Source organism: Acinetobacter pittii ANC 4050, assembly GCF_000399685.1.
GTDB lineage: Bacteria > Pseudomonadota > Gammaproteobacteria > Pseudomonadales > Moraxellaceae > Acinetobacter > Acinetobacter pittii_E.
The window spans coordinates 1,514,698-1,540,355 of record NZ_KB976987.1 but is presented as its reverse complement, the minus strand read 5'-3'; the positions used below and the strand labels follow the sequence as shown (position 1 = coordinate 1,540,355).

Sequence of the window (25,658 nt, the reverse complement as noted above, 5' to 3'; positions counted from 1 at the left end):
AGGAGGTGAGCCATGCAAATGATTCGTCATTGCATCGACCAATGTTGGGATGTTCTACAAACGGTCAGTGACCCTGAAATTCCGGTTTTATCGGTTGTCGATTTAGGCATGATTCGCGGTGTAGAGATTAACGATCAACAAGAAATCATTGTTCGTCTAACTCCGACATATAGCGGTTGCCCAGCAACAGATATGCTCAAAGCACAAATTGTTGAGGCATTTACCGCAGAAGCTTTGACACCGGTCAAAGTTATGGTCGATTTGTCAGAAGCATGGACCACGGACTGGATGTCTGAAGCGGGTAAAAAGAAACTACAAGTCTATGGCATTGCACCACCTGAAGGGTTGGCGCATCAATGTGGGACCCATGTTCATTTAAATGATGGTGTCGAGTGCCCACGTTGTAAAAGCCGACATACCCGACTGTTAACAGAGTTTAGTTCTACCGCCTGTAAAGCACTTTATAAATGTCAGGACTGTCTTGAGCCTTTTGATTACTTCAAATGTATTTAAGTCTTTAGATAAGGAAATCAGCCATGAGCCAATTTGTACCATTAAAAGTAAAAAGTATTACGCCGCAAACCGATCAGGCAATTTGTATTGCATTTGACGTTGTACCTGAACAACAAGAACAATTTCAATTTCAACCGGGTCAACACTTAACCATTCGCCATTTAACCGAAGCGGGTGAAATCCGCCGTTGTTATTCAATTTGTAGTTATGCAGGCAAAGAAGACATCAGTATTGCGGTTAAAAAAATTGATCAAGGTCAATTTTCAAATTGGGCAAATGACCATTTAAAAGTGGGTGATGTGCTTGAAGTCATGCCACCACAAGGTGTGTTTTTTCAAAAAGCAGCTAAAATCGGCGGCCAAAACTATTTAGGCGTTGCTGCGGGTAGTGGCATTACCCCAATTTTATCAATTGTTAAGCAAGTCTTGTTTGAACAGCCTGAAGCTAAATTTACGTTGCTCTATGGCAATCGCTCATGGAAACAGACCATGTTTGCCGAGCAAATTATGGATTTGAAAGATCAGTTTAAAGAACGCTTTCAACTCATCAATATCTTTTCTCGTGAGTTCAATGACAGTGAACTCATGAATGGTCGTATTGATGAAGAAAAGCTAAAACAACTTTTTGATTTTGATGTGCTTGAAACGAGTTTTGATCATGTATTTGCCTGTGGTCCAGACGAAATGATGAATGCTGTAGAAAGCACCTTGCCGAACTTTGGTATTGCAAAAGAGCGCATTCACACCGAACGTTTCCATACAGGCCAAGCGCGTAAACGTAGTGTTGAAGCGGATGCAAACCGTAAAGAAGAAAAGGTCAACATCATTTTAGATGGCCGTGAGCTGATTGTTTCTGTAGCTCAAGATGATGAAAGTATTCTAGATGCGGCTTTACGCGCAGGTGCCGACTTACCGTATGCCTGTAAAGGTGGGGTGTGTGCGACCTGTCGTTGTAAGGTGCTTTCTGGCGAAGTCGATATGTTCCTTAACTATAGTCTTGAAGAAGATGAAGTTGAAAAGGGCTATGTGCTGAGCTGTCAAACCTTACCAAAAGGCTCAAATGTTCGTTTGAGTTTTGATGAATAGAGGCCGCCATGCAAGAGTTAATCAAAGCCAGTACAGCAACTGACGGTGTTTTGTTATTAACCCTAAACCGTCCGGAAAAAAGAAATGCTTTAAACAATGCAACATTGCAGTGTTTGTGCGAGTTGCTCGAAGAAGCTGAACATAATGCTCAAGTCAAAGCGGTGGTTTTAACAGGTAACGCTCAGTGTTTTGCTGCTGGAGCAGATCTTAGCGAATTGGCTGCAATGGACGCCGTGTCTTTGCAACTCGATATTCGCCCGAAGCTTTGGCAAAAGATTGATGCGTTTAGTAAACCACTGATTAGTGCAGTGAATGGCTATGCCTTAGGCGCTGGGTTTGAGTTGGTTTTGCATTCAGATATGGTCGTTTGTGGTGAGAATGCCCGTTTTGCTTTACCTGAAATTACTTTAGGCATGTTGCCGGGTGCAGGCGGAACACAGCGTTTAGCGCGCTTGGTAGGGCAACAACTCACCATGCGCTGGGCCATGACAGGTGAGATGATTTCGGCAAAACAGGCAGAGCAACATGGCATTTGCAGCCAAGTGGTGCCGACTGAATTAACCGTCGAATATGCGGTTCAACTTGCAGCCAAAATTGCCAAACAAGCGCCTTTAGCGATTCGCGTGATTAAACAATCAATTAAAAGTATTCATGAAACGACTTTAAGTCAGGGACTCAAGTTTGAACGTCAAAACTTTGTCTGGCTGGCGGCTACAAAAGATCGAAACGAAGGGATTAATGCTTTCTTTGAGAAAAGAAAGCCAGTGTTTAGAGGTGAGTGATGGACTATCAAAATATTATTGCTGAAGAAAAAAATGGTGTTGGCTACCTGACATTTAACCGCCCAAAAGCACTGAATAGCTTTAACGTTGATATGCACCGTGAAGTGGCTGAGGTTTTAAACCTGTGGACTAAAAATCCGGATGTTCGCTGTGTGGTGATTAGTGGTGAAGGTCGCGGCTTTTGTGCAGGGCAAGATTTAGGCGATCGTGTAGTTGACCCAAATGCTGAAGCTCCAGATTTAGGATATTCCATTGAAACTTACTATAACCCGCTCATTAAAACGATTGTAAATATGCCAAAGCCTGTGATTTGCGCCGTAAATGGTGTGGCAGCAGGTGCAGGAGCAAATATTGCACTAGCGTGTGATTTGGTGATCGCAGCTAAATCGGCAAACTTCGTACAAGCATTTTGCCGCTTAGGTTTGGTTCCAGACTCTGCGGGTACATGGTTTTTACCACGTGCTGTAGGCCATGCGCGTGCGATGGGCTTAACTTTGTTAGGTGACAAATTGCCGGCAGAAACCGCAAAAGAATGGGGCATGATTTGGGATGTGGTTGAAGACGCCGAGCTTAAAACTAAGGTCACTGAACTGGCAGAACGTTTAGCGAAACAGCCTACTTTTGGTTTATCTCTCATTAAAAAAGCCATTCATCAATCAAGTAATAACACTTTTGATGAGCAAGTGCTGTTAGAGCGTGATTTACAACGTATTGCGGGTCGTTCAGAAGATTATCGTGAAGGTGTACAAGCCTTTATGAATAAACGTGAACCAAATTTTAAAGGGCGCTAAACATGACAGATTTAGACTTATCTCGTGCCCGAATTGCCGTTATTGGTTCTGGCACCATGGGCATCGGCATTGCTCAGTTAGCCATCGTTAATGGGCACTCGACCGTTTTGTATGATCTGGACGCTCAAAAAGCACAACAAGCCGCCCACGGCTTGGAGCAAACGTTTAAAAAGCTAGTTGAAAAGAGCAAGCTTACACAACAGCAAGCTGATGAAGCCTTAGCGCGTTTAACTGTGGTCAACCAAGTTGAAGCCTTAAGTGATGCTGACTTAGTTATTGAAGCCGTTGTTGAGAAAAAAGAAGTTAAACAGTCTTTATTTAAGCAACTTGCTGAAATTTGTAGTGCGCAAACCATTTTTGCAAGTAATACATCTTCAATTTCAGTGACTGCAATTTCGGCTGGCATTGCTCACCCTGAGCGCGTAGTGGGTTTACACTTTTTTAACCCTGCGCCAGTCATGAAACTGGTTGAAATTGTACAAGGCTTAAAAACCCCAAACAGCTTATGTGTGGCTTTAAAAAACTTGATGTTGGGCTGGAAAAAAATTCCGGTACTCACCAAGTCAACTCCTGGTTTTATTGTGAACCGAATTGCACGTCCGTTTTATGCAGAAGGCTTTAGAGCGCTGCAAGAACAAGTCACCAGCTACGGCCAGCTAGACTATGCTTTAAAGCAATGTGGCGGTTTTGCGATGGGGCCGTGTGAACTTACCGACCTCATTGGGCAAGATGTTAACTTTTCGGTGACGCAAAGCGTTTATCAAGAGTTTTTTTACGAACCACGCTACCGTCCAAGCCTGATTCAAAAAGAATTGGTCGATGCAGGTGCTTGGGGGCGTAAGTCAAAACAGGGCTTTTATCACTATAACGAAAAAAATCAGTACGAGACTTTTCAACCTCAAGCTGTGACTGTCAAACCAGTTGATGCCCATATTCAGCTCAAAGGGACTTGGTCTCAGCTACCTGCTTTTTTAACGCGTTTGGGTGTAAAAAGCGGATCTGCGAGCGACGACAATATTCTTCAAATTGATGATATCGACTTACGTTTGAGCCAAGGTGAGTCAGCCAATATTCATTACTTGAGCCGTAAAGTGGTTTTAATGGATTGGCATCATGATTTTGAGCACGCAGAGGCTTTAGTACTGAGTCATAACGAGCTTTGTGAAGCAAGTGATCTGGCTAAAGTTGAAGCTTACTTTGCACAGTTTGGTATTAGCGTGATGTGGATTAAAGACCATCCGGCACTGTTAACCTTACGCACCATCGCTTTACTCATTAATGAAGCCTGCGAAGCAAGTTTACATGGTGTTGCGAGTCTGGAAGATATTGATAATGCCATGAAATATGGAGTGAATTATCCTAAGGGTCCTTACCAGTGGTTGACACAAATGGGCGGTGCTTATGTGCTCCAAACTTTAAATAACTTATATGCACTGTATGGAGAGGAAAAATATCGCGCGAGTATCTACCTCAAGCAATATGTAGCGAAAACTCAAAATATTGCTACTCAATATTCACGTGATATGACCGAATTTGCATAATCAGGAGTCAACATGGAAGACGTTTTAATTTGCGATTTTATTCGTACCCCAATTGGACGATATGCAGGTGCTTTAAGTGCTGTACGTGCAGATGATTTAGCAGCTTTGCCCATCAAATATTTAAAAGATAAACACTCGAACTTACCGTGGAATACAGTAGACGAAGTGTTTTTAGGATGTGCTAACCAAGCAGGTGAAGACAACCGTAACGTTGCACGTATGGCGACACTCTTGGCGGGCTTACCTGATACAGTTCCGGCCATGACGGTCAATCGCTTGTGTGCTTCTGGCTTAGATGCGGTAGGTCTTGCGGCACGCTCAATTAAAGCAGGTGAAGCGCAGTTTGTTTTGGCAGGTGGCGTTGAGTCAATGAGCCGAGCGCCATTTGTACAAGCTAAACCGACCGAAGCGTTTAGCCGTACACCTGAAATTTATGACACCACCATTGGCTGGCGCTTTGTGAATAAGCAACTGAAAGCGCAATATGGCACCGACAGCATGCCGGAAACTGCTGAAAATGTAGCTGAAAAATATCAGATTAGTCGTGAAGACCAAGATGCTTTTGCATTGCGTAGCCAACAAAAAACGGCTGCTGCACAACAAAACGGTTTCTTTAACGATGAGATTTTGCCTGTCGAGATTGTAGACCGTAAGAAAAACGTGGTTGTGGTGAACCGTGATGAACATCCGCGTGAAACGACACTTGAAGCACTCGCTAAACTAAAAGCGCCATTTAAAAAAGAAGGCGGCTCGGTGACTGCCGGAAATGCCTCTGGTGTAAATGACGGTGCCGCATGTGTGCTCATTACCAACCGTGAATTTGCAGATACACATGGTTTAAAACCTTTAGCACGCGTGATTGGCATTGCAAGTGCAGGAGTTGAACCCAAATATATGGGTATAGGTCCTGTTCCGGCTGTGCAGAAAATTTTAAAGCAGACAGGTTTAACGCTAGATCAGATGGATGTGATTGAGCTGAATGAAGCATTCGCAGCCCAATCGTTGGCTTGTATGCGTGAACTTGGGCTAAAAGATGACGATGAACGCGTGAACCCAAATGGTGGTGCGATTGCACTCGGACATCCGCTCGGTATGAGTGGTACACGTTTAGTGATTACGGCAACACGTGAGCTAAAAAAACGAGGTGGACGCTATGCACTTTGCACGATGTGTGTAGGTGTTGGACAAGGCGTCGCACTGATTTTGGAAAATTTAAATTAATTCAGACGGTTTTTAAAATTACATAATGAGGAGAGAGGCGATGGACAGCCTTACAACGGATAATGTTGAGCAATTAACACTTGCAGAGCTTAGAGAGCTGCAAACTAAACGGTTAAAGCAAACCCTGACTTTTGTATATGAAAATAGTCCGGTCTATAAGAAAAAGTTCGATGAAGCAGGTGTACATCCTGATGACTTTGTGACTTTAGACGATTTGGCAAAGTTTCCATTTACAACCAAACAAGACTTAAGAGACAACTATCCGTTTGGAATGTTTGCCGTACCGCAAGAGCAAATTGTGCGTTTACATGCATCATCAGGCACAACGGGTAAACCGACCGTGGTGGGTTATACCCAAAAAGATATTAATACGTGGTCGGATATTGTTGCGCGTTGCTTACGCATGGCAGGTTTAACTGCGAAAGATATGGTTCAGGTGGCTTACGGCTATGGACTGTTTACTGGTGGTCTAGGTGCACATTATGGTGCCGAGCGCTTAGGTGCAACGGTTATTCCAATGTCTGGCGGGCAAACTGAAAAGCAAGTTCAGCTCATTCAAGACTTTAAACCGACTGCAATTATGGTTACGCCATCGTATTGCGTGAGCATTATTGAAAAGCTCGAGCAACAATTTGGTACTGCACGTAATACGTCTTTAAAAGTAGGTATTTTTGGTGCCGAGCCGTGGACCAACGAACTGCGCCGTGAAATCGAAGAACGCCTCAATATTAAAGCACTCGATATTTATGGTTTGTCTGAAGTGATGGGGCCGGGCGTTGCGATGCAGTGCTTAGGTGAGGGCGAAGGGCTAACCATTTGGGAAGATCATTTCTATCCGGAAATTATTAACCCTGAAACAGGTGAAGTCTGTAAAGATGGCGAACTTGGCGAATTAGTCTTTACCACCATTACCAAAGAAGGTTTACCGATTATTCGTTACCGTACTCGTGATTTGACCCGCTTACTACCGGGTGAAAATCTGGCAATGCGTAAGATGGATAAAATTGTGGGTCGTAGCGACGACATGCTGATTATTCGCGGTGTGAACGTTTTCCCGACTCAAATTGAAGAGCAAATTTTGCAAGTTCCGCATTTAGTTCCAAATTATGAAATTTTGGTGACTAAAAAAGGCCATATGGATACTTTGCATATTCGTACAGAGATGTGTCATAACTGTACTATACAGGCCAATCAACTTGCTCAGGAGTTGATGAAACGTATTAAAACCATGATTGGGATTAGCGTTACTGTAGAAGTTGTGACAGAAGCGACCTTACCTCGTTCGGAAGGTAAGGCAAAGCGGGTAATCGATATGCGTCAGATTGCTTAACATCAAGATCATTCAGGGTATAGAATCTATACCCTGAAACTAAACGCCAAGACATGAGTATGAGTGCAAAAATACAGCAAATAATTGATTCTGTTATAAAGAATGAAACCTTAAGTGGAACTTCGCTTATTTCGACAATTTTTGGAGATTCTGTACTTCATCGGGGTGGAAATATCAGTCTTGCAAGCCTGATTCAGTTATTAGAGCTATTTGGTTTTAATGACCGTGCTGTGAGAACCTCTGTTTTTCGTTTAGTTAAAAATGATTGGTTATGTTCGGACAAAATCGGCAGAACCAGTTTTTATCGTATTACCGATTCAAGCCGTTCGACGTATTTGCAAGCCGAGCAACGCATTTACAACGACCAGATGAAAGAGTGGGACCATTATTGGGATCTTATTCTAATGTCTAGCCTCGACACTGAAAATAAAGCGTTGTTAAAGAAAGAACTTGAATGGTTAGGGTTTGCCAATATTTCAACCAACTTAATGGCTTATCCAGGTTGTAATCGTATTGAACTGCAACGCTTGTTGGTTGACTTAAATATGAGTGAGCAAGTGGTGGTGTTTAAAGCCGAAACCTTGCAGCTCTTTAATAATTCGGTCGATACCATTGGTCGTATGCTCAGAACCAACTGGCCAATTGATGAATTACGCCAAAGATATCTACAGTTTCTCGATATTTTTAGAGAAATTGGCGTGTTGCTGATGCAAGAAAACGAACAACTCGAACCAGTTCAGGCCTTTCAAATTCGAACTTTGTTGATTCATTATTATCGACGGATTTTATTAAAAGACCCTGCATTACCGCTTGAGTTATTGCCAACTGACTGGCCTGCGATTAGTGCACGAACGTTATCAATGAATATTTATAAAAAAGTATTTGAACCTGCTGATGAATACTTCTTGTCTGTTGCCGCAACAGCAGAAGGGCCAATGCCAAATGCCACAGCACATTATTGGCGCCGTTTCGGAGGTTTGGTTGCAACAAATGAGAGGTTAAATCATGCCTTGTTATAGTATTGATGGTGTTATTCCGGTAGTCAGCCCAGAGGCTTTTGTACACCCAACGGCTGTTTTAATTGGTGATGTGATTATTGAAGCGGGCGTATATGTGGGGCCATTTGCCTCGTTGCGTGCCGATTTTGGTCGTATTCATATTAAGCAAAATGCCAATATACAAGATAACTGCACCGTACATGGTTTTCCGCAAAGCGTGACGTTAGTTGAGGAAATGGGGCACATTGGGCATGGGGCAATTTTGCATGGCTGCCGTATTGGAAAAAATGTTTTGGTCGGCATGAATAGCGTAATTTTGGACTATGCCGAAATTGGTGAAAACACCATTATTGGTGCAAATAGTTTGGTCAAAACTAAAGATATTATTCCGGCAAATGTATTGGCAATGGGCAGTCCTGCCAAGGTTGCACGTGATTTATCAGAACAAGAAAAAAAATGGAAAACTAGAGGCACGCAAGAATACATTGAACTTGCACAGCGATGCTTAAACTCAATGCAAGAAGTTCAGCCTTTAACCTCAGAGTTAGATGACCGTCTGACCTATAAAGACTTTAATTCTTCAAACTATCAGATTAAACAAGATAGCGTTTAACGGTTTTTAATCAGTCGATTTCAATAAATATAGGTTTAACACTTAAGGAATACTCGCACGAGTAGGGAGACGTTTGTGCAAAAAATAGAAACTACTGCGGTTGATCAATTCGCAGAGCTATTGGGTGTACAAGTGCTGCATCGCAGTTTTGATGAAGCACGTTGTCAGCTTAATGTAAAAGACGAACATATGAATGCCTTGGGCGGCGTGCATGGTGGGGTCATATTTTCTTTAGCCGATATCGCTTTTGCGATGGCTTGTAATGCAGGGGATGCACCATATACGGGCCTACAGGCTGATATTCGCTATATGAGTGGTGCGAAAGATAGGGTGTTATTTGCAACGGCAACCAAGGTCGGAAGCAGTAAAAAATTTGCGCATTATGAAGTGTTGATAACAGACGGTTTGAATAATAGAGTCGCTTTATTTACATCTACCTGTTACAGACTTGCGCCGTGATATGAGGATAGTTTTGAACACAGTATGTCGAATCAGAAAAATACTCATAATAATTTTGTTTCGACAAAACTAATTCCTGGCTTTCATTGTAAAAAGTTAAGGTATAGCTTTTTAAGGTTTTCCCATTCGAACTTATATAAAATTTTCCTGATACTGGAACTTTCCATACTGATCCAACATTGTTTATTAAACCTTATGCCACATGTCAGAGTATATCCAACTCGAAAAATTTATCATAATTAAACTTTTTTAATTTTTGGTATAAGTAGTATGAAGAATTAATTTAATTATGAAACTGAAATAAAATAATTATAATTAAAATATTAATAATTATTAAATCTTAAATATAATTTTAATTGTTAAAAATAAATTAATAAAAATACTCTGGATTAAGCATAATTTTTACACTTAAATAAAATGTATTATAATTGTGCAATGCCTAAAGTTGATTTTAAATTTTCTTTGGTTTATTTGTTGATTATATTTTTTTTATATATGTATGTGAGGTTGATGTGGGTTTTTCGTTGAATGAATTGAAGCAAAAAAATTATTATAAGAGTTACCTGTTAGGTTTTATGTTGCTAATAATATATGCCTTATGTCATAAGTTAATTTATTCACAAGTAATTTTATTATCTGGTGTTGTTGCTATTGAGGTTGGTTTTATAATTTGGGCAATTAATTTTTATAAGGATAATATAAGAGGAAAGCCATTTTATATATTTGCGTTTAGTATAATTAACTTGTTTATATTGTGGTTTTCAAATGTTTATGCTCAGGAGTTAATTGTACAAAGTTTTGGTTTGCCAGCTGAAGATTTTAGTCTTACCTTACATTTATTAGTACTTCTTTGTTATATTCCAGCAGCAATAGCATTTACAATTTTTATCTTTATTATAATCTATTTAGGAATTTTTATATATTTGATATTATTGATGTTTAAAAACTACCTATATGTTTTTATTCATCCATTTTTAGTAATATCAGGTAGGGCTAATCTGAATTATAAAATTAATCTTGATCATAGGGTTTTTTTACATTTCTTGGCTTTTTCTATTAATAGTCTATTGTTGGCAGGAATGTTTCAATTTATTGTTAACCATCAATCTTCATTTTATCCATCTATTCGATATATTGCTTATTATGTAGATTATCAATATTTATATAATTATCCAAAGATCGACAAAGATAAAAGAACTAGATTGCATGCAAATAATTATTTTTTAATTATGGAAGGAAGTGGGCAGCATCTTAAAGTTATAGTAAAAAAATTAGAAGATTAATGGTTTGTAAAAATAGTCTATCATTGATAGACTATTTTTTATGAATTTTAATAATTTTATTTGATTGAAAATTTAATTTAGTTGTATTCTAGCCAACCATAATAGTGTATGTATAAATAAAAATATCTATAATAAATAGTAGGGAATTCATTTAACTATAATATTTTAAGCCTTCATTAGGCCTAATGATAAAAGCTGAATCTACAGTCAAGGATAGGTGCTTTTGTTTTTATCTAGTATATGATTAGATTTTTCTTACAAGATATTCCAAAAATTAGGTGCTTAAAAGATAAATGATTAAACGAACTTTGTGGTATCAAGTTGAAAAAGAGTATTTGCCAGTAACTCAAGAAGATTTACCTAATATAGATAACTCCTTAGTTATTCTAGGGGAAGCAGGTATGGGAAAATCTTGCCTGCTTGAGTGGTTAGGAAGCTTGGATAATTTTGCATATTGTACTGCTCGACAGTTAATCTATCGTCATAAACCTAATACTTTGCTAAATAATAAAAAAGTTCTTGTAATCGATGCTTTGGACGAATTGAGTTCATCTAAGGATGGAGATGGTATCGATTTAGTTTTGCAAAAATTGGGAGAACTTGATTATCCACAGTTTGTTTTGTCTTGTCGTGTAGCAGATTGGCGTAGTGCTACTGGTTTAGTAGCAATTAAAGAACAATATAATATTGAACCACTAGAACTTCATTTAAATCCTTTCTCTCAAAGTGATATGAATGATTTCTTATGTGAAAAAATAGGAAATGAGCAAGCACTGAATGTTGTGAACCATTTTGTAAACCTCGGCTTAGAAGGACTATTGGGTAATCCACAAACATTAAATTTGATTTCAGAAGTAGCTAGGTCGACTCAACTACCTGAAACATTAACTCAACTTTTTGAACAAGCAGTTGGCTTATTAAGAATTGAACATTCTGAACAGAAGATAGAAAGACAACTATCCAAAGAAACTGAACTTGAAGTAGCAGGAGCTGCATTTGGAAGTTTAATATTGTCAGCAAATGAAGCTATTGCTAGGAAGCCTATTCACAGGATTGATGATGGTGAATTGCCAATAAGTGAAATAAAAAGTCTTGAAAATGGACAGTATATTGAAAATGTAATTGGTTCTCGCTTATTTAAAGCTAATGGTGTTGAACGCTTTACCTATTTACATCGTAGGATAGGAGAGTTTTTAGGTGCTAAATGGCTAATTAAACAAGCAAATACGAGCCGTAAAAGAAAACGTCTTCTATCTTTTTTTCATGCATATCAGCTTGTTCCTGCTAATTTACGTGGTATGCATGCATGGTTAATTATGGATCATAATTTAGCTTTCGAAGTTATTAAATCCGATCCAATCGGAATATTAGAATATGGGGATGTCGATAATCTTTCAGTAGAACAAGCTAAAGTTTTATTGTCTAGTATAGAAAACTTAGCAGAAAATAATCCTAGGTTTTATAAACGAAATAGCTATCAGATTCGGGCTTTCACCACACCAGTTATTTTAAGCCAAATTAAAGATACTCTTTTAAATTATGAAATTTCTTTTACGTTTAGAATTTTTTTACTTGAATCTATTCAATCATTTCAATTGCCAGCTTATTTTATTGAAGTTTTAAAGAAGTTAGTTTTAGAGACTGAGATAGAGTATGCGATTCGTAAAGCTGCTGGTGAAACATTAGCAATTCAAAAGCAACTAATAGATTGGGAAGAAATTTATCTTAATCTCTCTAAATTTAATGATGAATCATCATTCCGACTAGCTTTAGAGCTACTACAAGATATTGGATATAACAGAATTGATAGTAAGCTAATAGCCACTTTAGCTTACTCATACTTAAAGACTGGAGAAACTGTTTCGGGACCACTTTGGTTTATCGAAATTGATCTACCTGATGGTCAAATAGAAAAATTTCTTGATGTTTTTATTGAATATTTAAAGTCAGAAGAAAACCAATTTCAACATGATGAAAGATATGAAATAAAGAATCTTCTATCTCATTTAATATTAAGAATTCTTAATTTTAAAGAAATTCCAGTTGAAAAATTATGGAGATGGCTTGAAGAATTTGATTATAGCTATGGTTACAATAATGAAAAAATAAAAGAATTAGAAAACTTTTTCCGGACGAATAATTTATTAAGACAAAAAATACAGAGCTTTGTCCTTCTTGAACTGACCAATGAGAAGCTTATAGGGCAACGATCTAGAAATCTTTCACAAGCATCATTAGGTCTTATACCGAATGAAAACGATGTTATTTTATTATTAGAAAATATGTTTTTAACTAATCCTAGGGATGAGCGTTGGAAAGAAATTGTTCAGTTATTACAACATGATGGTGAGATAGGTCAGGAAGCTCGTAATGTAGCACTACCTTTTACTAGAGGTAATGTAAAAGATAAGCTATGGTTAGAGCAAATTTCTATTAGACAACTAGATAATTGGGAAATTAAGAATAATTTACGTAGACAAAAGCTAGAAAAGGAACAAAAAGAACTTCAAGCTAAAGAGCAGAAATTTTATCATGAAAATAGTGAGTTATTACGTAAAGGTGATTATAAGCTGATTCTGAATCCTGCAAGAACATATTTAAAAAGATTAAACGATAATAATAGTAAACCTGTACCTCACCAAAGTATTGCGGCATGGCTAGGGGATGAAATAACAAATATTTGTATGGAAGGGTTTGAAAACTTTCTAACGAATAGTGCCTCCAAAGTAAAGGCTGAAGATATTCTGGAAATTAGAAAAGAAGGTAAAATTTATAATGAATGCTTTATCCTCATTGCCGCATTGGTAGAGCGTGTTCGAAAAAATATTGGCTTGGGTGATCTACCTGATGAGCGCTTATTTTCGGGTTATTTTACATTAATGAATCATCGATATGACCAAGATGTAAAAATTCCTGAAGTATTCGAGGAAATTGAAAATGAGTTGATGAGACGTGGACGTTTAGAAGAAGCACTACAATTATTTTATGAACCCCTATTTCAAAGCAGATTTACTTATATTCAAGGTTTAGCTAATATTCTGAATGGTGCGAAGTATAAAAATTTCAATATTGATTTAGCTAAACGATGGATGGAAAGATTTTCACTTATTTCTATTGATCCAGAATTAGAAATAGTAAACAGTTTGCTTTATGCAGGCCAGTTTGATTTTCTAAAAAAATTTCTATCACAACGTACAAAGCCTGAAAATATTGAACAGAAGAAAAATTGGATTGGTATAGGTTTAATTATAGATTTTGAAGAGACGATTAAAAAATTTCAAAAAGAGTTATCCGATAGAGATTTTATTTGGACTATTAGAGATAGGTTAAATGGAAGATATCGAGAAAATAAAGCAAACTTTCAGCTAAGTGTTAACTTATTAGAATGGATAATGAATACATTTCGATATGAATATCCCGATGTAGGTCATCCTAGAGGAGTGTATTCAGGGGATAGGCAACCTTGGGATGCTGCTGACTTTCTTAAGGGGATTGTTGCTCAGTTAGCTAAAAATCCTAGTGATGAAGCTTCTAGAGCATTAGAGCGGCTTAAGAATGCAGAGCTAGATAGTTATACAGATTTAATTAAGACTTTACAGTATGAACAAAAACAAATACGAGTTGAGAGTTTATATACGCCTCCTACAATTGAACAAATTAAAGCAATTTCAGAAGATCTACCCCCTCAGTCTATCTCTGACTTGCAAGCTTTTATTCTAGAAGAACTAACTATAGTTCAAGCTAAAATCAGAAGTGATGATGCAGAATCTTGGCGTGGTTTTTATGATGATAATGCTAAACCATATAAAGAAGAGCGCTGTCGAGATCATTTGATAGGATTGCTCCGACAAGGAAGTAACGAAGTAGTTTATGAGGTGGAAGTTCATGAAGCTGATGATAAAGAAGCTGATATAGGATGTACTGTAGGGCAATTACGTTTACCAATTGAAGTAAAAGGGCAATGGCATTCTGAATTATGGACTGGTGCTGATAATCAGCTCAATAAATTATATGCACAAGACTGGCGTGCCGAGGGTAGAGGTATCTATCTTGTGCTATGGTTTGGCCCAAGGACTGACAATAAGAAGTTAAAAAGCCGAGGTAGAGGAGAACTTATTCCTACTACCGCTGATCAGTTAAAGGATATGTTGATTGAAAGTAGCCAAGCTGCAAAATCTGGGCAAATTGAAATAGTGGTTTTAGATATTGAAAGATTAAGTAAAAACTTAAAATTGGTTTAGAAACTACTAGGTCGATATCAATTTTTTAGCTTCTTGTATAGTTTTATAAAACACATCAGTTGAGGAGTTCTTGATTGCAGAAAGTGGTCTGAATTTAGTTGTAATATGGTTAGAAGAGGCGACTTGGCTGAAAAAACCTCTATTTATGAGATCCAAAACCTCATCATATTCATTTATAAAATAAAGACCATCTTCTTTTTTTTCAGTAAAATGCAGCGCTTCGCTAGTATCAGTATACCCTTCATATATTTTTTCAAAAACAGATAATGTTAAATCATCAATTTCTTTAAAAGCTCGCAATGATCTTTTAATAAATTGAGTATTCTCTTTATGATTTTTATATATCAATGCCAATGATGCAATTGCTATCTTACAAGTTGTTTTAGATACAACATCTAATGATAAGAATAAGATGTTTGTATAGTCTTCATCATCAATAATTTTTTCTAAAATCGAATGTTCAATATTTGCTGCTTTCACAAAATTATTGATCCTATTTTGAATAAAAGCATGTTGACCAGCTTTGAATAACTTATATATTGGAGAAACAATTGGTGCTCCATCACTTAATACTTCGATTCCAACATCTGTTACAGTTATTAATGATTCTTTTTTATTCATTTAATTTCCCAAAAACTATATTTATTTTTTAACATTCACATAATATACCCTATATAAAATACTCACGTACATCTCACACAGCTTATCAGTATGCTGTTTTTTATTTCCTCCCTCTATAACGCCCCACTTAACAATAACTCCCTCATTATTTAGCCTTACTTTTCTAATGATTTAATTTAAAACAAATGGCATTTTGCGTGCTTGACTGCAAAAGGGTTGGGCACTATTCTTTGCCTGCTGGCCACATTGCCAGTCGGTCGTCGCGGACCGCTTTTTTCGACCACATCAGGATTATTTCTTCTGAGGAATAGTCTTATGTGAAAACTCCTCGTTCCCTCCCGTAGCGGTAGGACGGGAGAGGGACACCTTCGGGTGTGCTGGAGTCGAAACCAGTCCGCGAACCCTTTCTCGTTCTGCCACCATAATTTTAATGTCGGCAGAACTCCCAATAAAAAGGAGTTGGCTTTGCACATCTATTATTTCTTGGCTCTCAATGCCAAAAGCTATAACGACACAGCTTAAAAAATAAAGCAGCTTGAACGCCCTAAGGTTTTCAGGCTTAAAGTCATTTTTACTTAAAACTTAGCAACAACAAATTTGAGATGTGCCAAGCACAGTCTTTACGGCTTTGCTATGCCTTTTTTTCTCCCAAAAAAGTATCTCGCTTAGAAACAACAAGAATTTATAACGGTAAAACTATGCCAAATTTAGTGCTTTCTTCCCGTGCCATACACGTCATCAATAAGTCGATTGATTTATTTCACCACCGTGGCTTTCATACCGTTGGGGTAGATCGAATCGTGAAAGAGTGTGAAATTACCAAAGCGACTTTTTATAACTTTTTTCATTCAAAAGAGCGATTTATTGAAATTTGTTTGATCGTACAAAAAGAACGTTTAAAAGAAAAAGTGGTTTCAATTGTTGAGTACGACCAAGTCACAAGCGCGACTGATAAACTTAAAAAGCTTTATTTTTTACACACCGATGTAGAGGGACTTTACTATTTATTATTTAAAGCCATTTTTGAAACGAAACTGATCTATCCAAACACCTATCAAGTTGCGATTAAATATAGAACATGGCTGATTAATGAAATCTATAGCCAACTTATAAAACTAAAAACCGATGCGACTTTTCAAGACGCCAAACTGTTTTTATATATGATTGAAGGCGCAATCATTCAGCTTTTAGACTCAAATCAAATGGATGAGAGAGAAAAGGTGTTGGATTGTTTTTTTGAAGGGTTCGTTTAAGACATATACCTAAATAAGGGCCTATAGGCTGATGTTCGCTATATGAATGGTGCTAAAGATAAGGTGTTATTTGCAACGGCAAGGCGTATTAACCCGTCTTGTCGTTGCCACCATGAGCCGTGATGAACATTTTGACAGCCGATCGACAATAGGATTCGATTTCATGGTCGTCCGTTGCTCGTGCTTCATCAAAACGCGCAATCATTAACAGATCACACCCTTTAAAAAGTGCGGCAAACATTCGAGCCGATTGAAAAGGATCGGGTATGTTCAAAGTTCCTTTTTTATGCAATTGGAGTAGTAGGATTTCAATTTGGGCGATGACATGAGTAGGGCCAGCTTCATAATGGAGCTTGCTTAATGTCTTTTGGTTTGTCTTATCGGCTACGATCATAGCCTCGACACTACGAACGTCTGGGCTTAATAACGTACGCAGCAGGGAAGATCCCACCGCCATGAGCTGTTCTTCGGCCGAACCTTGGAGCCCTTCAAAAAGAGTTTGTGGTGCAAACTGTTGGCACCGATCTAATATTGCTGCGCTGAAAAGGGCTTCTTTATTTTCAAAATGTCGATAGATACTAAGCTTCGATATCTTTGCTTTCTGAGCAACTTTGTCCAATGTTGCTGCTTGAAAACCCAATTCGACAAAAAGTTCATACGCAGCATCTACTATCGTTTGAGCTAATGCTTGATTGACTGGCCGACCACGCTGACTTCTTTTTTTCTCGCTCACAATAATTATAGTCCTTGACAGTATCTTAATTACTGAATTACGATACCATGAAGTATCCAAAATGTGCAAGCCAGTGATTAGATCTCAGCGATGTCTTTTAGACCTAGATCTCCTCCTGCATATCTAACGCCATGTTGTTCGATGGGGCAGCACAGTGATGGGTGACTTTCTCTGCAATATCGAAGTGTATTAATTGCCTGTTACAAGTAAATATCTGATCAAGGTATTGAAACTCAGGCATCAGCTAACTTCTTGATTTAAATTAGGAGCCTATTACTATGGATGACGTCATTATTATAGGAGGCAGCTTTGCGGGTCTTGCCGCTGCGCTGCAACTCGGCCGTGCCCGTCGTAAGGTCACTGTTCTTGACACTGGCCTTCCACGCAATCGCTTTGCTAGTCATTCTCATGGACTGCTTGGACATGACCATAAACCGCCGCTAGAAATCTTAGCTGAAGCACGTCGGCAGCTAGAACGCTATCCAACGATTCAGTTAGTCAATGCTCGGGCCGAAAGCATCTCTGGTTCTATCGATAACTTTTCTGTTCTGACTCACGATGGCAAAACTATGGGCGCACGCCGCCTTATCTTAAGCTATGGTGTGGTCGATCAGATGCCTAATATTTCTGGTTTCGCTGAAAATTGGGGTGCATCTATTGTGCCTTGCCCTTATTGCGATGGTTTTGAAGTTGCTGAACAACATTGGGGACTCGTCTGGTCTGGTCCAAAGTCCCACAATTATGTACGTCTATATCATGATTGGACGAGTACATTAACAGTCTTCACCAATGGTCACGAGATTTCTGCTGATGTTCTCGCAGATCTCGAACGACGTAATGTAAATGTTGTAGAAGGTCTGATTACCGAAATTGCCCACAACGAAGGGCGCACAGTAACTGTAGGTCTTGATAACCATCAAAATATCATGGTTGATATTCTATTCGCACATCCAGACACTAAGCCGTCCGCAGGCTTACATGAATCATTGGGTCTTGCCACGATCAATACACCTTTCGGTATAGCTCTTAAAGTTGATGAACGTCGTGAAACCAGTATGCCTGGTATCTATGCCGCTGGTGATCTCGCTAATCCACTTATGGCCTCAGTTACCGTAGCATCATCGCAGGGCGCACTCGCGGGTATCTCTGCTCAGCAGTCGATGCTAGTTTGAGTGCAAATATTCTTTTCTTTGGCTATGTGATCGTTAGCTTTTGATTAAAGGCACTTCTAAGCAAGCGTTCGCCAATTGATGACTGAATTTTATTGTAATAAGAATAAGGAGGTTTCGGCCTCTTTGTTTTTCTAAGCATTTCGAGAATTGAAAAGGTTATATTTTAGAATTGGGCTTTCTAGCCTCATGACATCAATTGTCTAAAAGCACGAATGGATGAGCCGCTTTGATTGATTCATTCAAGTTCGAGTTGGTCATCATCTTTGGTGACTTTGATTTTTAACTTTTTATATTTTCGTTTATTTGGGTCAATTGCAGAATTTATAACTTCATCTGAGAAAGATGCACATAGCATCAATTTTGCGTATGCACGGTAACCTATCAAAATTCTGCGTAGTGGGTAGTCTGTTCTGTTAGAGTAATAATCGATTCTGGAGTTCAGTTCTTGTAGCAGGGTCTGCTGTGACATGAGGATAATTTCTGTAAGTTGTTCATGCAGCATATAGTGATTTGTCTCTTCCCAGAAGAATTATTTTGAAAATGTTATAAATTTTAGATAAATAAATATTCATATTACATATCGAAGTATTTTTAACATACATCATATTTATTTATTCTGTTTAAATTTAAGTAGATACATCACAATAAGAAAACTTTATATGATTCTGTAAAAATAATGGTAACAACTCTTTTTTAAGCAACAGCGCTCTATGTGTTATAGTCAATTTCGATTAATTATTGGCTTTAAAATGGATATCTGTATTGGCGGTATACTTAACGGGAAAAAAAGAAAAGACGATCAAAATCATTTCAGAGTAGATAGTCATTATTCTGACCATGGCTCACAATATAATAAAGAGCATTTTCATTTACATGGACAACTTCATACGTTTTGGATAAGTGAAGAGATTGATTTTTGTGATGCACAAAGAAGAGTTGAATTAATATTAAATAAAAGATTTGAACTTGCTTAAATTAAAATAAATATATCTGTGAAATTAGGTGGGTAGTTGATTTTTAATGAAGAAATTTTAGGTAAAATATTTTTTAATTAATATAATGCTAAACAAAAGCTCTATTTAGTATAGAGCTTCTGAGTTAATTAATTATTTATTCCTTTTTATCTTTATTATTATTTTCGGCAGGATTATTTTCTGCTTTAGGGGGTTGTACAGTCTTTTCAGTTTTATCCTCAGTAGGTTTAGCATTCGAATCATTTTGATTTTGTGTGGTTTTTTTAGAAAATTCTTTGAAATCAGACATTTTAAACTTCTTAATCATCGTAAGGAAGCTTTATCGTAGGCTTCTAATTTAGTTACATTGCGGTGATTGTGAGAACTCTATGTAGAAATATGTGCCTGAAACTGTTTAATTATCGACATCATATTTCTTTAAATCAAATAGTCTGTTGATATATAAGTAGAAGGGTATTTTAATCAAATACAAGATTTAACATAGCCCTAAATCGCTATTGTTTTTAATGGTTTTTTAATAATTACAACTCAACCAAATATATTATTTAAGTTCCTTAAGTGAAAGTTAGGTATTTCTATTGAAGTGCTATAGTTGATCTTCAAATATATTTATACAACATAAAGATACAGTTTTACATGCATACTCAATCAAATTGCTTAGAAAATGAGAAAAATATGGATACTGAAATGAATAAATATTTTGATGTGGCTGAAAGTGTTTATCATAATATTCATCTTAAAAATCAGACTTCTAAGAATTTAGTGGATTGTCTCAATAGATTGTTGGTTGAAATTAAAAAGGAAGCTGCTACAAATAATTTGCAGTTAAAATATAGTGTTATTGATTTTGAAAATTGCTTAAATCGGCCCATGAAAGAGCGTGTGGTGAAAATAGATTTAAGCCTTCTTCCTAATTTTGAGAATGAACATGAATTTATTCTTTGGTTAGCAGGTTTTATAAAAAGTATTTCTGTATCTAAGAATTATTATTTTTAAATTACGGGGTGATAATAAATAAATATTTTTAAATTTGTTGTATAAATATTTATTTAGCGTATACTCGAATTAACTAGAAAAAAAGACTTATTAGTAAATCCTCTTTTAGTATCGTAGTTTTATTCATAATCCTTCGTTTTTTAAGATCTTAAGCTCAATTTGTTATTATTTTTTCAAAGTTTAATGAGTCATGAAATATGGCTTTATATTATTAAAAATCAAAGGATATATTATGTCTAATACAGCAATTGGTACAGTGAAGTGGTTTAATGAAACTAAAGGTTTTGGTTTTATTCAACAAGATACAGGCCCAGATGTTTTTGCACATTTCAAAGAAATCAGTAGTTCTGGTTTTAAAACATTATATGAAGGTCAACGTGTTACTTTTAATATAGCTCAAGGCCAAAAAGGACCTACAGCTACTAATATTATTGCTCAATAATATTTAAAAATAAAAAAGCACCTTAGGTGCTTTTTTTTTGTTTTTAGTATATTAATCACCAAGATAATTTTAAATAAATTAAAAAATATGCATTATTATGATAATAAACAACACTATCACATTCAGATACACTTGCGTTGTATCTATATACAGTTAAAAGGACTATGTTAACTAAGTGTTAGATAATCATCTGCACACCATTAAATAGGAGAGACTCTAATGTCTCAAGACCAAGTTCAAAGCGATCAAGACAAATCAAAAGAGCAACAACAGCAACAGCAAGATGGTAAAGAGTTTGAGCCAAAAACTCCTGATCAGAATGATGTAGAAAAAGTAAATCCAAATGAGAAAGAAGAGAAAAAATAATAATATAATAAATTTATTTTTTCTTAAATGATGGATTGGTAGAAAGAATAACTATTCTTTTTGCCAGTTTATAAAATTAAGAGGAATATTTTGAATATGTCTTTTATTATAATAATTTTTATTTTCTTTGTTTTGGCTTATATTTTATTTAAAGTTTTTTCTAAAGTTAGTCTGGAACTTCCCGAAAGTACCCTGAAAATAGCTGGTAAAATATTTACAGAGAATAAAAACTTTTTTGAACATGAAATTGTTGTAACTTTATACCAAGAAGAACTGATAACTTTAGTCGGTAACCAAAATGGTGATAGAACTAAGGTTTTTAAAAATGCTGTAATATGCCTCGAAAAAGAAACAGATAAAATTGCTGTCTATATAGATACTTTAAGAGTTGGATATCTTAATAAAATAAATGCTTCAAGTTTTGTTAATTTTTTAAAAATAAAAGGTTTTAGTGATAAAGATGCTTTTGAGGTTGATGCAGTTATAATAAGTGAAAAAACAAGCAAATGGAGCGTGAAGCTAGATATCCCTTATGATATGGAAAAGTTTAGGTTTGATAAATATTAAATTCCTAATGACCATTTAATTGATATTGCTATAAGATATATTTTGGTACATTTTTTTAGTATTTAAAATAAAAAAAGGATCATAATAATTAGAGTGATAATAAAAAAGAGAAAGGATATGGAACTTAAACCAGTAAAAATGCACAAAATGTTTAGAGATTTTCATGAAGAAAAGGAAATTGGCTATATAGGAGAATATGATGAAAAACATGTTCTTGTAGCAATATATGATATTTTTAAAGAAAAAATGCAGAAAATAGAAGGAACTTATCAATGGGTCTTACCCTCATCGGGGGAAGTGTTTTTTGTTGAGGAAGATCCAATATATAGTCGTTTGCTGTACTGATAACAAAAAATATTAGACCGGTCGTCTACTAATCTATATAGTGAGGTCTTACTTTGTTGTCCTCCTAGTTTAAAAGAGAAAATTAATGTCTATTATTCTTCATCATTTAAATGCTTCACGCTCATTTCGCATTCTGTGGTTACTTGAAGAAATTAATCAACCCTATGAATTAAAACGTTATTTCCGAGATAAAACTACAAATCTTGCACCTCAAGAATTAAAAAACATTCATCCTTTAGGCAAATCACCTGTGATTGAGCTCAATGGAAAAGTGATTGCAGAATCAGGTGCAATTGTAGAAATTTTGATTGAAAAGTTTGCTCCACAACTTATGCCTGCAAAAGATTCAGACAGCTATCTTGATTATTTACAATGGGTTCATTTTTCAGAAAGTTCGGCTATGGTTCCATATTTATTAAATATTTTTAATTCGATTGAGTTAAAAAATGGCACTCAATTAAAGTTCTTGGACCGATATGCGCATGCTGAGTTGGATAAAGTATTTTCGTATTTAGATCAACAATTACTAGGTAAAAAATTCTTAGTAGGCGATAGCTTAACAGGTGCAGATTTTATGATTGGTTTCGTAGTCTATGGTCTAATTAATTCTTTAAATATTCGCTCAAAATATCTCAATATTGAACAATATGTAAAAAGTCTAGAAAGCTTAGAAAGCTGGCAAAAAGCTATGTCTATAGAACAAAATCTTCATCACCAAACCAATGCCTAAAACAAAATGTTCTTAAGCACTTCAAAAAGAATTGATTTCTCAAGTAGAGAAATCAATTCAGCAATTTAAATCCCTTCAACAAAACTCACCATGACCTCACAGCAGCCTTGACGTTTACTTTTGGCAAGCTGATATTCAGGTGAAAAGTAACATTCACGTGCAGTTTCCATATCTGGAAACTCAATCACCACGTGACGTTCAAACTCTTGCCCCTCTAAAACTTCTGAGGCACCGCCACGGGCAAGAAACTTGGCACCGTACTTTTGAAAAGCTTGCGGAGCAGTGGCCATATATTGTTTATATTGTTCCATATCATGAATAGTGACATGAGCAATCCAGTAAGCAGACATATCGTATTTCCCTATAATTTATTAAATAAAGGTCTATTTACCTTTTCCTAAAATTTGTGATTTCACGCATCTAAAATATTTTTTGCGACAGCAGCAGCTTCAGCAATATGTTCAGCAACTGCTTTTTTTGCCTTTTCTGGGTCTTTGTGAAGATAGATGGCTTCACACATATTTTTAATACGTTGATAACCTGAAATTTCACGCTTTGTCGATTTCATAGTCATGGCACGAAGACGGCTAATTCGACCATTTAAGCGTTGCACCACTTCCCATGCAATATGATGATTTGCGGTAGCGAAGATGGTTTGATAAAGCTGGGTTGAAGTTTCAATAATCAGATTGATGTCATCAGCAGCAAAAGCAGCTTTAAGATCTTCTAATAGAAGCTTTAATTTTTCAGCAGTTTTATCATCGAGGTTTTTAGTGCAGTCAACCACAGCACTTTGCTCTAACAAAAGACGAATTTCATAGATCTGTGAAGCGATGTCCCAGTTAAGTAGCGAAACGATAGGGCCTTTATTTGGCAAAATCTCAACTAAACCTTCTGCTTCTAAATAACGAATCACTTCGCGAACCACAGAGCGGCTCACGCCGAGTTCTTCACATAACGTTCTTTCAACCAGTCTTTTTCCTGAAGGGAAATAGCCCGTAATAATGGCATTGCGCACTTTATCTAAACACAGCTCTCGTAATGTTACGGGCGGGTTTTCAATTTTAAGATTCATAAATAATTAAATTTTCCTGTTTTTTAACATGTTGAGTTTCATCACATGTTTTTCAATAAAAATTAGCATAGCAAACTCTTGCTTTTTTTTCAGTATGTATTATGGTATACCATAATACGAATGACAAGATAATTTACTTGCAAGGAAGAGCAATGGAACTCATACGTAAAACAGTGCTTCATGTAGAAACCACTTATGTAGATGGCGGCAAAGAAGCAGCAAAGCCTTTAAAAATGGTGGCAGCCGCAGCGGTTATTAAAAATCCGTGGGCAGGGCAAGGCTATGTAGAAAACCTAACACCGGAAATTCGCCGCATTGCGCCGATCTTAAGCGAACATTTAACCAAGCTTATTCTTGATGAAGTCGGTTCGGGCGAAGCTGTTGAAGCTTTTGGTAAAAGTGCAGTAGTTGGCTTAAATGGTGAACTTGAGCATGCATCAGCTTTAATTCACACCTTACATTTTGGTAATACTTACCGTAGCGCTGTCGGTGCGAAATCTTATTTAGCATTTAACAATACCCGTGGCCCAGCAAATGCGCCGATTTTAATTCCAATGATGGATAAAAATGACGAAGGCCGTCGTTCTCATTACTTAACATTGCAATTTGCAATTCCAGATGCACCTGCTGCCGATGAGCTGGTTGTTGTGATTGGTGCAGCAACAGGTGGTCGACCACATCATCGTATTGGTGATCGTTATAAAGATTTGGAAGAGTTAGGTCATGATGTCAAAAACCCTGCAGCTGTCAAATAACCGTATTGCTCACTATTTTGAGCAAGGCGAAGGAGAGCCTCTGGTTCTGATCCATGGAGTGGGAATGCAAGCTGCGGCATGGTATCCACAAATTGAATATTTTTCTAAACATTATCATGTAATTTCAGTAGATATGCCGGGCCATGGTCAAAGCACCAAATTACCGTCAGACGCAAAATTACAAGATTTTGTTGAATGGACCATCGAATTTATTACAGCCTTAAATTTAGGACCTGTAAATTTAGCGGGACATTCAATGGGCTCGCTAATTACCACAGGAGTTAGCGTTACCCGTCCTGATTTAGTTAAACGGATGGCAGTGCTTAATGGTGTATATAAACGTACAACCCAAGCACGTAATGCCGTGATCCAAAGAGCTGAAGAGTTAAAAACAGGCCGTATTGATGTTGAGACTCCGCTACAGCGCTGGTTTGGCGAAAGCGAAGTCGAGCGTATAGCGGCAGCTAAAGTGAAATCATGGCTCGAAAATGTCGACTTGTCTGGTTATACCACTGCATATTCTGCTTTTGCGCAAGGCGATGAAACCTATGCAGATGACTGGTCAAAGATTACTTGTCCTGCTTTGGTGTTGACTGGAACGGATGATCCGAACTCAACTGCAGAAATGGCCGTGCAAATGGCGAATCAGGCAAAGCATGGCACTGCAATTGTCATTGAAAATGAACGTCACATGGTGAACTTAACTGCACCTGATAAAGTGAATAATGCAATGCAAGCGTGGTTGGAAACCAGCGTTTAAATTGCCACACAT

The 25,658-nt window shown here is 37.0% G+C and carries 29 protein-coding genes; 22 read left to right on the top strand and 7 right to left on the bottom strand.

Going from position 1 to position 25,658, the window contains the following annotated elements; all coding sequences use genetic code 11:
- Positions 1 to 12 precede the first annotated feature (12 nt).
- The 12 genes from paaD (at position 13) to F931_RS10970 (ending at position 14,857) form a co-directional block, all read left to right on the top strand.
- Positions 13 to 513 (top strand): 1,2-phenylacetyl-CoA epoxidase subunit PaaD, encoded by a 501-nt coding sequence (gene paaD / locus F931_RS11025; RefSeq protein ID WP_001177938.1) that lies wholly within the window; start codon positions 13 to 15, stop codon positions 511 to 513.
- A 23-nt stretch (positions 514 to 536) separates the two neighbouring features.
- Positions 537 to 1,598, top strand: coding sequence for a 1,2-phenylacetyl-CoA epoxidase subunit PaaE (paaE, locus tag F931_RS11020; RefSeq protein WP_016141438.1), 1,062 nt, complete (start codon positions 537 to 539; stop codon positions 1,596 to 1,598).
- A gap of 8 nt (positions 1,599 to 1,606) precedes the next feature.
- A complete protein-coding gene (paaF, locus tag F931_RS11015; protein ID WP_016141437.1) occupies positions 1,607 to 2,380 on the top strand; it encodes an enoyl-CoA hydratase-related protein in 774 nt (257 codons plus the stop codon).
- The gene (gene paaG, locus F931_RS11010; protein ID WP_005041595.1) at positions 2,380 to 3,171 is read left to right on the top strand and encodes a 2-(1,2-epoxy-1,2-dihydrophenyl)acetyl-CoA isomerase PaaG; all 792 of its coding nucleotides are present in this window, start codon (positions 2,380 to 2,382) and stop codon (positions 3,169 to 3,171) included. The genes paaF and paaG overlap by 1 nt, the downstream gene beginning before the upstream one ends.
- Before the next feature lie 2 nt (positions 3,172 to 3,173).
- Positions 3,174 to 4,712, top strand: coding sequence for a 3-hydroxyacyl-CoA dehydrogenase (gene paaH, locus F931_RS11005; RefSeq protein WP_016141436.1), 1,539 nt, complete (start codon positions 3,174 to 3,176; stop codon positions 4,710 to 4,712).
- 12 nt (positions 4,713 to 4,724) lie between these two features.
- Positions 4,725 to 5,933: a 3-oxoadipyl-CoA thiolase gene (gene pcaF / locus F931_RS11000; protein WP_016141435.1), complete on the top strand. Its 1,209-nt coding sequence runs from the start codon at positions 4,725 to 4,727 to the stop codon at positions 5,931 to 5,933.
- Between the two features lie 40 nt (positions 5,934 to 5,973).
- A complete protein-coding gene (paaK, locus tag F931_RS10995) occupies positions 5,974 to 7,263 on the top strand; it encodes a phenylacetate--CoA ligase PaaK (protein WP_000377865.1) in 1,290 nt (429 codons plus the stop codon).
- A gap of 53 nt (positions 7,264 to 7,316) precedes the next feature.
- The gene (gene paaX, locus F931_RS10990) at positions 7,317 to 8,282 is read left to right on the top strand and encodes a phenylacetic acid degradation operon negative regulatory protein PaaX (RefSeq protein ID WP_016141434.1); all 966 of its coding nucleotides are present in this window, start codon (positions 7,317 to 7,319) and stop codon (positions 8,280 to 8,282) included.
- Positions 8,269 to 8,874 (top strand): DapH/DapD/GlmU-related protein, encoded by a 606-nt coding sequence (gene paaY, locus F931_RS10985; RefSeq protein WP_016141433.1) that lies wholly within the window; start codon positions 8,269 to 8,271, stop codon positions 8,872 to 8,874. The genes paaX and paaY overlap by 14 nt, the downstream gene beginning before the upstream one ends.
- 75 nt (positions 8,875 to 8,949) lie before the next feature.
- A complete protein-coding gene (gene paaI, locus F931_RS10980) occupies positions 8,950 to 9,333 on the top strand; it encodes a PaaI family thioesterase (protein ID WP_016141432.1) in 384 nt (127 codons plus the stop codon).
- A gap of 512 nt (positions 9,334 to 9,845) precedes the next feature.
- The gene (locus F931_RS10975; protein ID WP_016141431.1) at positions 9,846 to 10,616 is read left to right on the top strand and encodes a hypothetical protein; all 771 of its coding nucleotides are present in this window, start codon (positions 9,846 to 9,848) and stop codon (positions 10,614 to 10,616) included.
- A 293-nt stretch (positions 10,617 to 10,909) separates the two neighbouring features.
- On the top strand, positions 10,910 to 14,857 hold the full coding sequence (locus tag F931_RS10970) for an NACHT domain-containing protein (RefSeq protein ID WP_016141430.1): 3,948 nt from the start codon (positions 10,910 to 10,912) through the stop codon (positions 14,855 to 14,857).
- A gap of 6 nt (positions 14,858 to 14,863) precedes the next feature.
- On the opposite strand, the gene F931_RS10965 is transcribed toward F931_RS10970, so the two are convergent.
- Positions 14,864 to 15,478, bottom strand: coding sequence for a hypothetical protein (locus tag F931_RS10965; protein WP_016141429.1), 615 nt, complete (start codon positions 15,476 to 15,478; stop codon positions 14,864 to 14,866).
- Positions 15,479 to 16,176: 698 nt separating this feature from the next.
- Here F931_RS10965 and F931_RS10960 point away from each other — a divergent pair.
- Entirely contained in the window at positions 16,177 to 16,731 is a 555-nt protein-coding gene (locus F931_RS10960) for a TetR/AcrR family transcriptional regulator (RefSeq protein WP_025470330.1), read from the top strand.
- A gap of 88 nt (positions 16,732 to 16,819) precedes the next feature.
- On the opposite strand, the gene F931_RS10955 is transcribed toward F931_RS10960, so the two are convergent.
- Positions 16,820 to 17,464, bottom strand: a complete 645-nt coding sequence (locus tag F931_RS10955; protein WP_016141427.1) for a TetR/AcrR family transcriptional regulator — start codon at positions 17,462 to 17,464, stop codon at positions 16,820 to 16,822.
- 278 nt (positions 17,465 to 17,742) lie between these two features.
- Between F931_RS10955 and F931_RS10950 the strand changes: the two genes are divergently transcribed.
- On the top strand, positions 17,743 to 18,636 hold the full coding sequence (locus F931_RS10950) for an NAD(P)/FAD-dependent oxidoreductase (protein ID WP_016141426.1): 894 nt from the start codon (positions 17,743 to 17,745) through the stop codon (positions 18,634 to 18,636).
- 235 nt (positions 18,637 to 18,871) lie between these two features.
- Here F931_RS10950 and F931_RS22520 read toward each other — a convergent pair whose 3' ends face one another.
- From F931_RS22520 to F931_RS22015, 3 genes are all read right to left on the bottom strand, one after another.
- Positions 18,872 to 19,105: a hypothetical protein gene (locus F931_RS22520; RefSeq protein WP_025470329.1), complete on the bottom strand. Its 234-nt coding sequence runs from the start codon at positions 19,103 to 19,105 to the stop codon at positions 18,872 to 18,874.
- 341 nt (positions 19,106 to 19,446) lie between these two features.
- Positions 19,447 to 19,563 (bottom strand): hypothetical protein, encoded by a 117-nt coding sequence (locus F931_RS22395; RefSeq protein WP_122975058.1) that lies wholly within the window; start codon positions 19,561 to 19,563, stop codon positions 19,447 to 19,449.
- A gap of 183 nt (positions 19,564 to 19,746) precedes the next feature.
- Positions 19,747 to 19,899 (bottom strand): hypothetical protein, encoded by a 153-nt coding sequence (locus F931_RS22015; RefSeq protein ID WP_016141423.1) that lies wholly within the window; start codon positions 19,897 to 19,899, stop codon positions 19,747 to 19,749.
- Positions 19,900 to 20,285: 386 nt separating this feature from the next.
- Here F931_RS22015 and F931_RS10935 point away from each other — a divergent pair, with 386 nt between their 5' ends.
- The 6 genes from F931_RS10935 to F931_RS10915 all read left to right on the top strand — a co-directional run bounded on the left by F931_RS10935 (position 20,286) and on the right by F931_RS10915 (position 23,056).
- Positions 20,286 to 20,606, top strand: coding sequence for a hypothetical protein (locus F931_RS10935; RefSeq protein WP_016141422.1), 321 nt, complete (start codon positions 20,286 to 20,288; stop codon positions 20,604 to 20,606).
- A gap of 232 nt (positions 20,607 to 20,838) precedes the next feature.
- Positions 20,839 to 21,048, top strand: a complete 210-nt coding sequence (locus tag F931_RS10930) for a cold-shock protein (RefSeq protein WP_000072127.1) — start codon at positions 20,839 to 20,841, stop codon at positions 21,046 to 21,048.
- A gap of 219 nt (positions 21,049 to 21,267) precedes the next feature.
- Complete coding sequence (locus tag F931_RS22010; protein ID WP_016141421.1) at positions 21,268 to 21,414, top strand: hypothetical protein; 147 nt, start codon at positions 21,268 to 21,270, stop codon at positions 21,412 to 21,414.
- A 96-nt stretch (positions 21,415 to 21,510) separates the two neighbouring features.
- Positions 21,511 to 21,981: a hypothetical protein gene (locus F931_RS10925; RefSeq protein WP_016141420.1), complete on the top strand. Its 471-nt coding sequence runs from the start codon at positions 21,511 to 21,513 to the stop codon at positions 21,979 to 21,981.
- Between the two features lie 147 nt (positions 21,982 to 22,128).
- Positions 22,129 to 22,326 carry a hypothetical protein gene (locus F931_RS10920; protein ID WP_080649481.1) on the top strand — a complete coding sequence of 66 codons (198 nt, stop codon included), beginning with the start codon at positions 22,129 to 22,131 and terminating at the stop codon, positions 22,324 to 22,326.
- Between the two features lie 85 nt (positions 22,327 to 22,411).
- A complete protein-coding gene (locus F931_RS10915; protein WP_016141418.1) occupies positions 22,412 to 23,056 on the top strand; it encodes a glutathione S-transferase family protein in 645 nt (214 codons plus the stop codon).
- A 65-nt stretch (positions 23,057 to 23,121) separates the two neighbouring features.
- Here the strand turns inward: F931_RS10915 and F931_RS10910 are convergent, their stop codons facing one another.
- Together F931_RS10910 and F931_RS10905 are read right to left on the bottom strand one after the other, a co-directional pair.
- The gene (locus F931_RS10910; RefSeq protein ID WP_016141417.1) at positions 23,122 to 23,406 is read right to left on the bottom strand and encodes a DUF1330 domain-containing protein; all 285 of its coding nucleotides are present in this window, start codon (positions 23,404 to 23,406) and stop codon (positions 23,122 to 23,124) included.
- A 62-nt stretch (positions 23,407 to 23,468) separates the two neighbouring features.
- Entirely contained in the window at positions 23,469 to 24,131 is a 663-nt protein-coding gene (locus F931_RS10905; RefSeq protein ID WP_016141416.1) for a GntR family transcriptional regulator, read from the bottom strand.
- 152 nt (positions 24,132 to 24,283) lie between these two features.
- Between F931_RS10905 and F931_RS10900 the strand changes: the two genes are divergently transcribed.
- Complete coding sequence (locus tag F931_RS10900) at positions 24,284 to 24,886, top strand: amino acid synthesis family protein (protein ID WP_000420415.1); 603 nt, start codon at positions 24,284 to 24,286, stop codon at positions 24,884 to 24,886.
- Complete coding sequence (locus tag F931_RS22390; protein WP_016141415.1) at positions 24,855 to 25,646, top strand: alpha/beta fold hydrolase; 792 nt, start codon at positions 24,855 to 24,857, stop codon at positions 25,644 to 25,646. The genes F931_RS10900 and F931_RS22390 overlap by 32 nt, the downstream gene beginning before the upstream one ends.
- The last annotated feature ends 12 nt before the right edge of the window (positions 25,647 to 25,658 follow it).

What these genes read in the sequence shown, in the direction of transcription:
- paaD (WP_001177938.1), top strand. Translation starts at nt 13, where the DNA reads ATGCAAATGATTCGTCATTGCATCGACCAATGTTGGGATGTTCTACAA.
- paaE (WP_016141438.1), top strand. Translation starts at nt 537, where the DNA reads ATGAGCCAATTTGTACCATTAAAAGTAAAAAGTATTACGCCGCAAACC.
- paaF (WP_016141437.1), top strand. Translation starts at nt 1,607, where the DNA reads ATGCAAGAGTTAATCAAAGCCAGTACAGCAACTGACGGTGTTTTGTTA.
- paaG (WP_005041595.1), top strand. Translation starts at nt 2,380, where the DNA reads ATGGACTATCAAAATATTATTGCTGAAGAAAAAAATGGTGTTGGCTAC.
- paaH (WP_016141436.1), top strand. Translation starts at nt 3,174, where the DNA reads ATGACAGATTTAGACTTATCTCGTGCCCGAATTGCCGTTATTGGTTCT.
- pcaF (WP_016141435.1), top strand. Translation starts at nt 4,725, where the DNA reads ATGGAAGACGTTTTAATTTGCGATTTTATTCGTACCCCAATTGGACGA.
- paaK (WP_000377865.1), top strand. Translation starts at nt 5,974, where the DNA reads ATGGACAGCCTTACAACGGATAATGTTGAGCAATTAACACTTGCAGAG.
- paaX (WP_016141434.1), top strand. Translation starts at nt 7,317, where the DNA reads ATGAGTATGAGTGCAAAAATACAGCAAATAATTGATTCTGTTATAAAG.
- paaY (WP_016141433.1), top strand. Translation starts at nt 8,269, where the DNA reads ATGCCTTGTTATAGTATTGATGGTGTTATTCCGGTAGTCAGCCCAGAG.
- F931_RS10970 (WP_016141430.1), top strand. Translation starts at nt 10,910, where the DNA reads ATGATTAAACGAACTTTGTGGTATCAAGTTGAAAAAGAGTATTTGCCA.
- F931_RS10965 (WP_016141429.1), bottom strand. Translation starts at nt 15,478, where the DNA reads ATGAATAAAAAAGAATCATTAATAACTGTAACAGATGTTGGAATCGAA.
- F931_RS10960 (WP_025470330.1), top strand. Translation starts at nt 16,177, where the DNA reads ATGCCAAATTTAGTGCTTTCTTCCCGTGCCATACACGTCATCAATAAG.
- F931_RS10950 (WP_016141426.1), top strand. Translation starts at nt 17,743, where the DNA reads ATGGATGACGTCATTATTATAGGAGGCAGCTTTGCGGGTCTTGCCGCT.
- F931_RS22520 (WP_025470329.1), bottom strand. Translation starts at nt 19,105, where the DNA reads ATGTCACAGCAGACCCTGCTACAAGAACTGAACTCCAGAATCGATTAT.
- F931_RS22015 (WP_016141423.1), bottom strand. Translation starts at nt 19,899, where the DNA reads ATGTCTGATTTCAAAGAATTTTCTAAAAAAACCACACAAAATCAAAAT.
- F931_RS10935 (WP_016141422.1), top strand. Translation starts at nt 20,286, where the DNA reads ATGGATACTGAAATGAATAAATATTTTGATGTGGCTGAAAGTGTTTAT.
- F931_RS10930 (WP_000072127.1), top strand. Translation starts at nt 20,839, where the DNA reads ATGTCTAATACAGCAATTGGTACAGTGAAGTGGTTTAATGAAACTAAA.
- F931_RS22010 (WP_016141421.1), top strand. Translation starts at nt 21,268, where the DNA reads ATGTCTCAAGACCAAGTTCAAAGCGATCAAGACAAATCAAAAGAGCAA.
- F931_RS10925 (WP_016141420.1), top strand. Translation starts at nt 21,511, where the DNA reads ATGTCTTTTATTATAATAATTTTTATTTTCTTTGTTTTGGCTTATATT.
- F931_RS10920 (WP_080649481.1), top strand. Translation starts at nt 22,129, where the DNA reads ATGTTTAGAGATTTTCATGAAGAAAAGGAAATTGGCTATATAGGAGAA.
- F931_RS10915 (WP_016141418.1), top strand. Translation starts at nt 22,412, where the DNA reads ATGTCTATTATTCTTCATCATTTAAATGCTTCACGCTCATTTCGCATT.
- F931_RS10910 (WP_016141417.1), bottom strand. Translation starts at nt 23,406, where the DNA reads ATGTCTGCTTACTGGATTGCTCATGTCACTATTCATGATATGGAACAA.
- F931_RS10905 (WP_016141416.1), bottom strand. Translation starts at nt 24,131, where the DNA reads ATGAATCTTAAAATTGAAAACCCGCCCGTAACATTACGAGAGCTGTGT.
- F931_RS10900 (WP_000420415.1), top strand. Translation starts at nt 24,284, where the DNA reads ATGGAACTCATACGTAAAACAGTGCTTCATGTAGAAACCACTTATGTA.
- F931_RS22390 (WP_016141415.1), top strand. Translation starts at nt 24,855, where the DNA reads ATGATGTCAAAAACCCTGCAGCTGTCAAATAACCGTATTGCTCACTAT.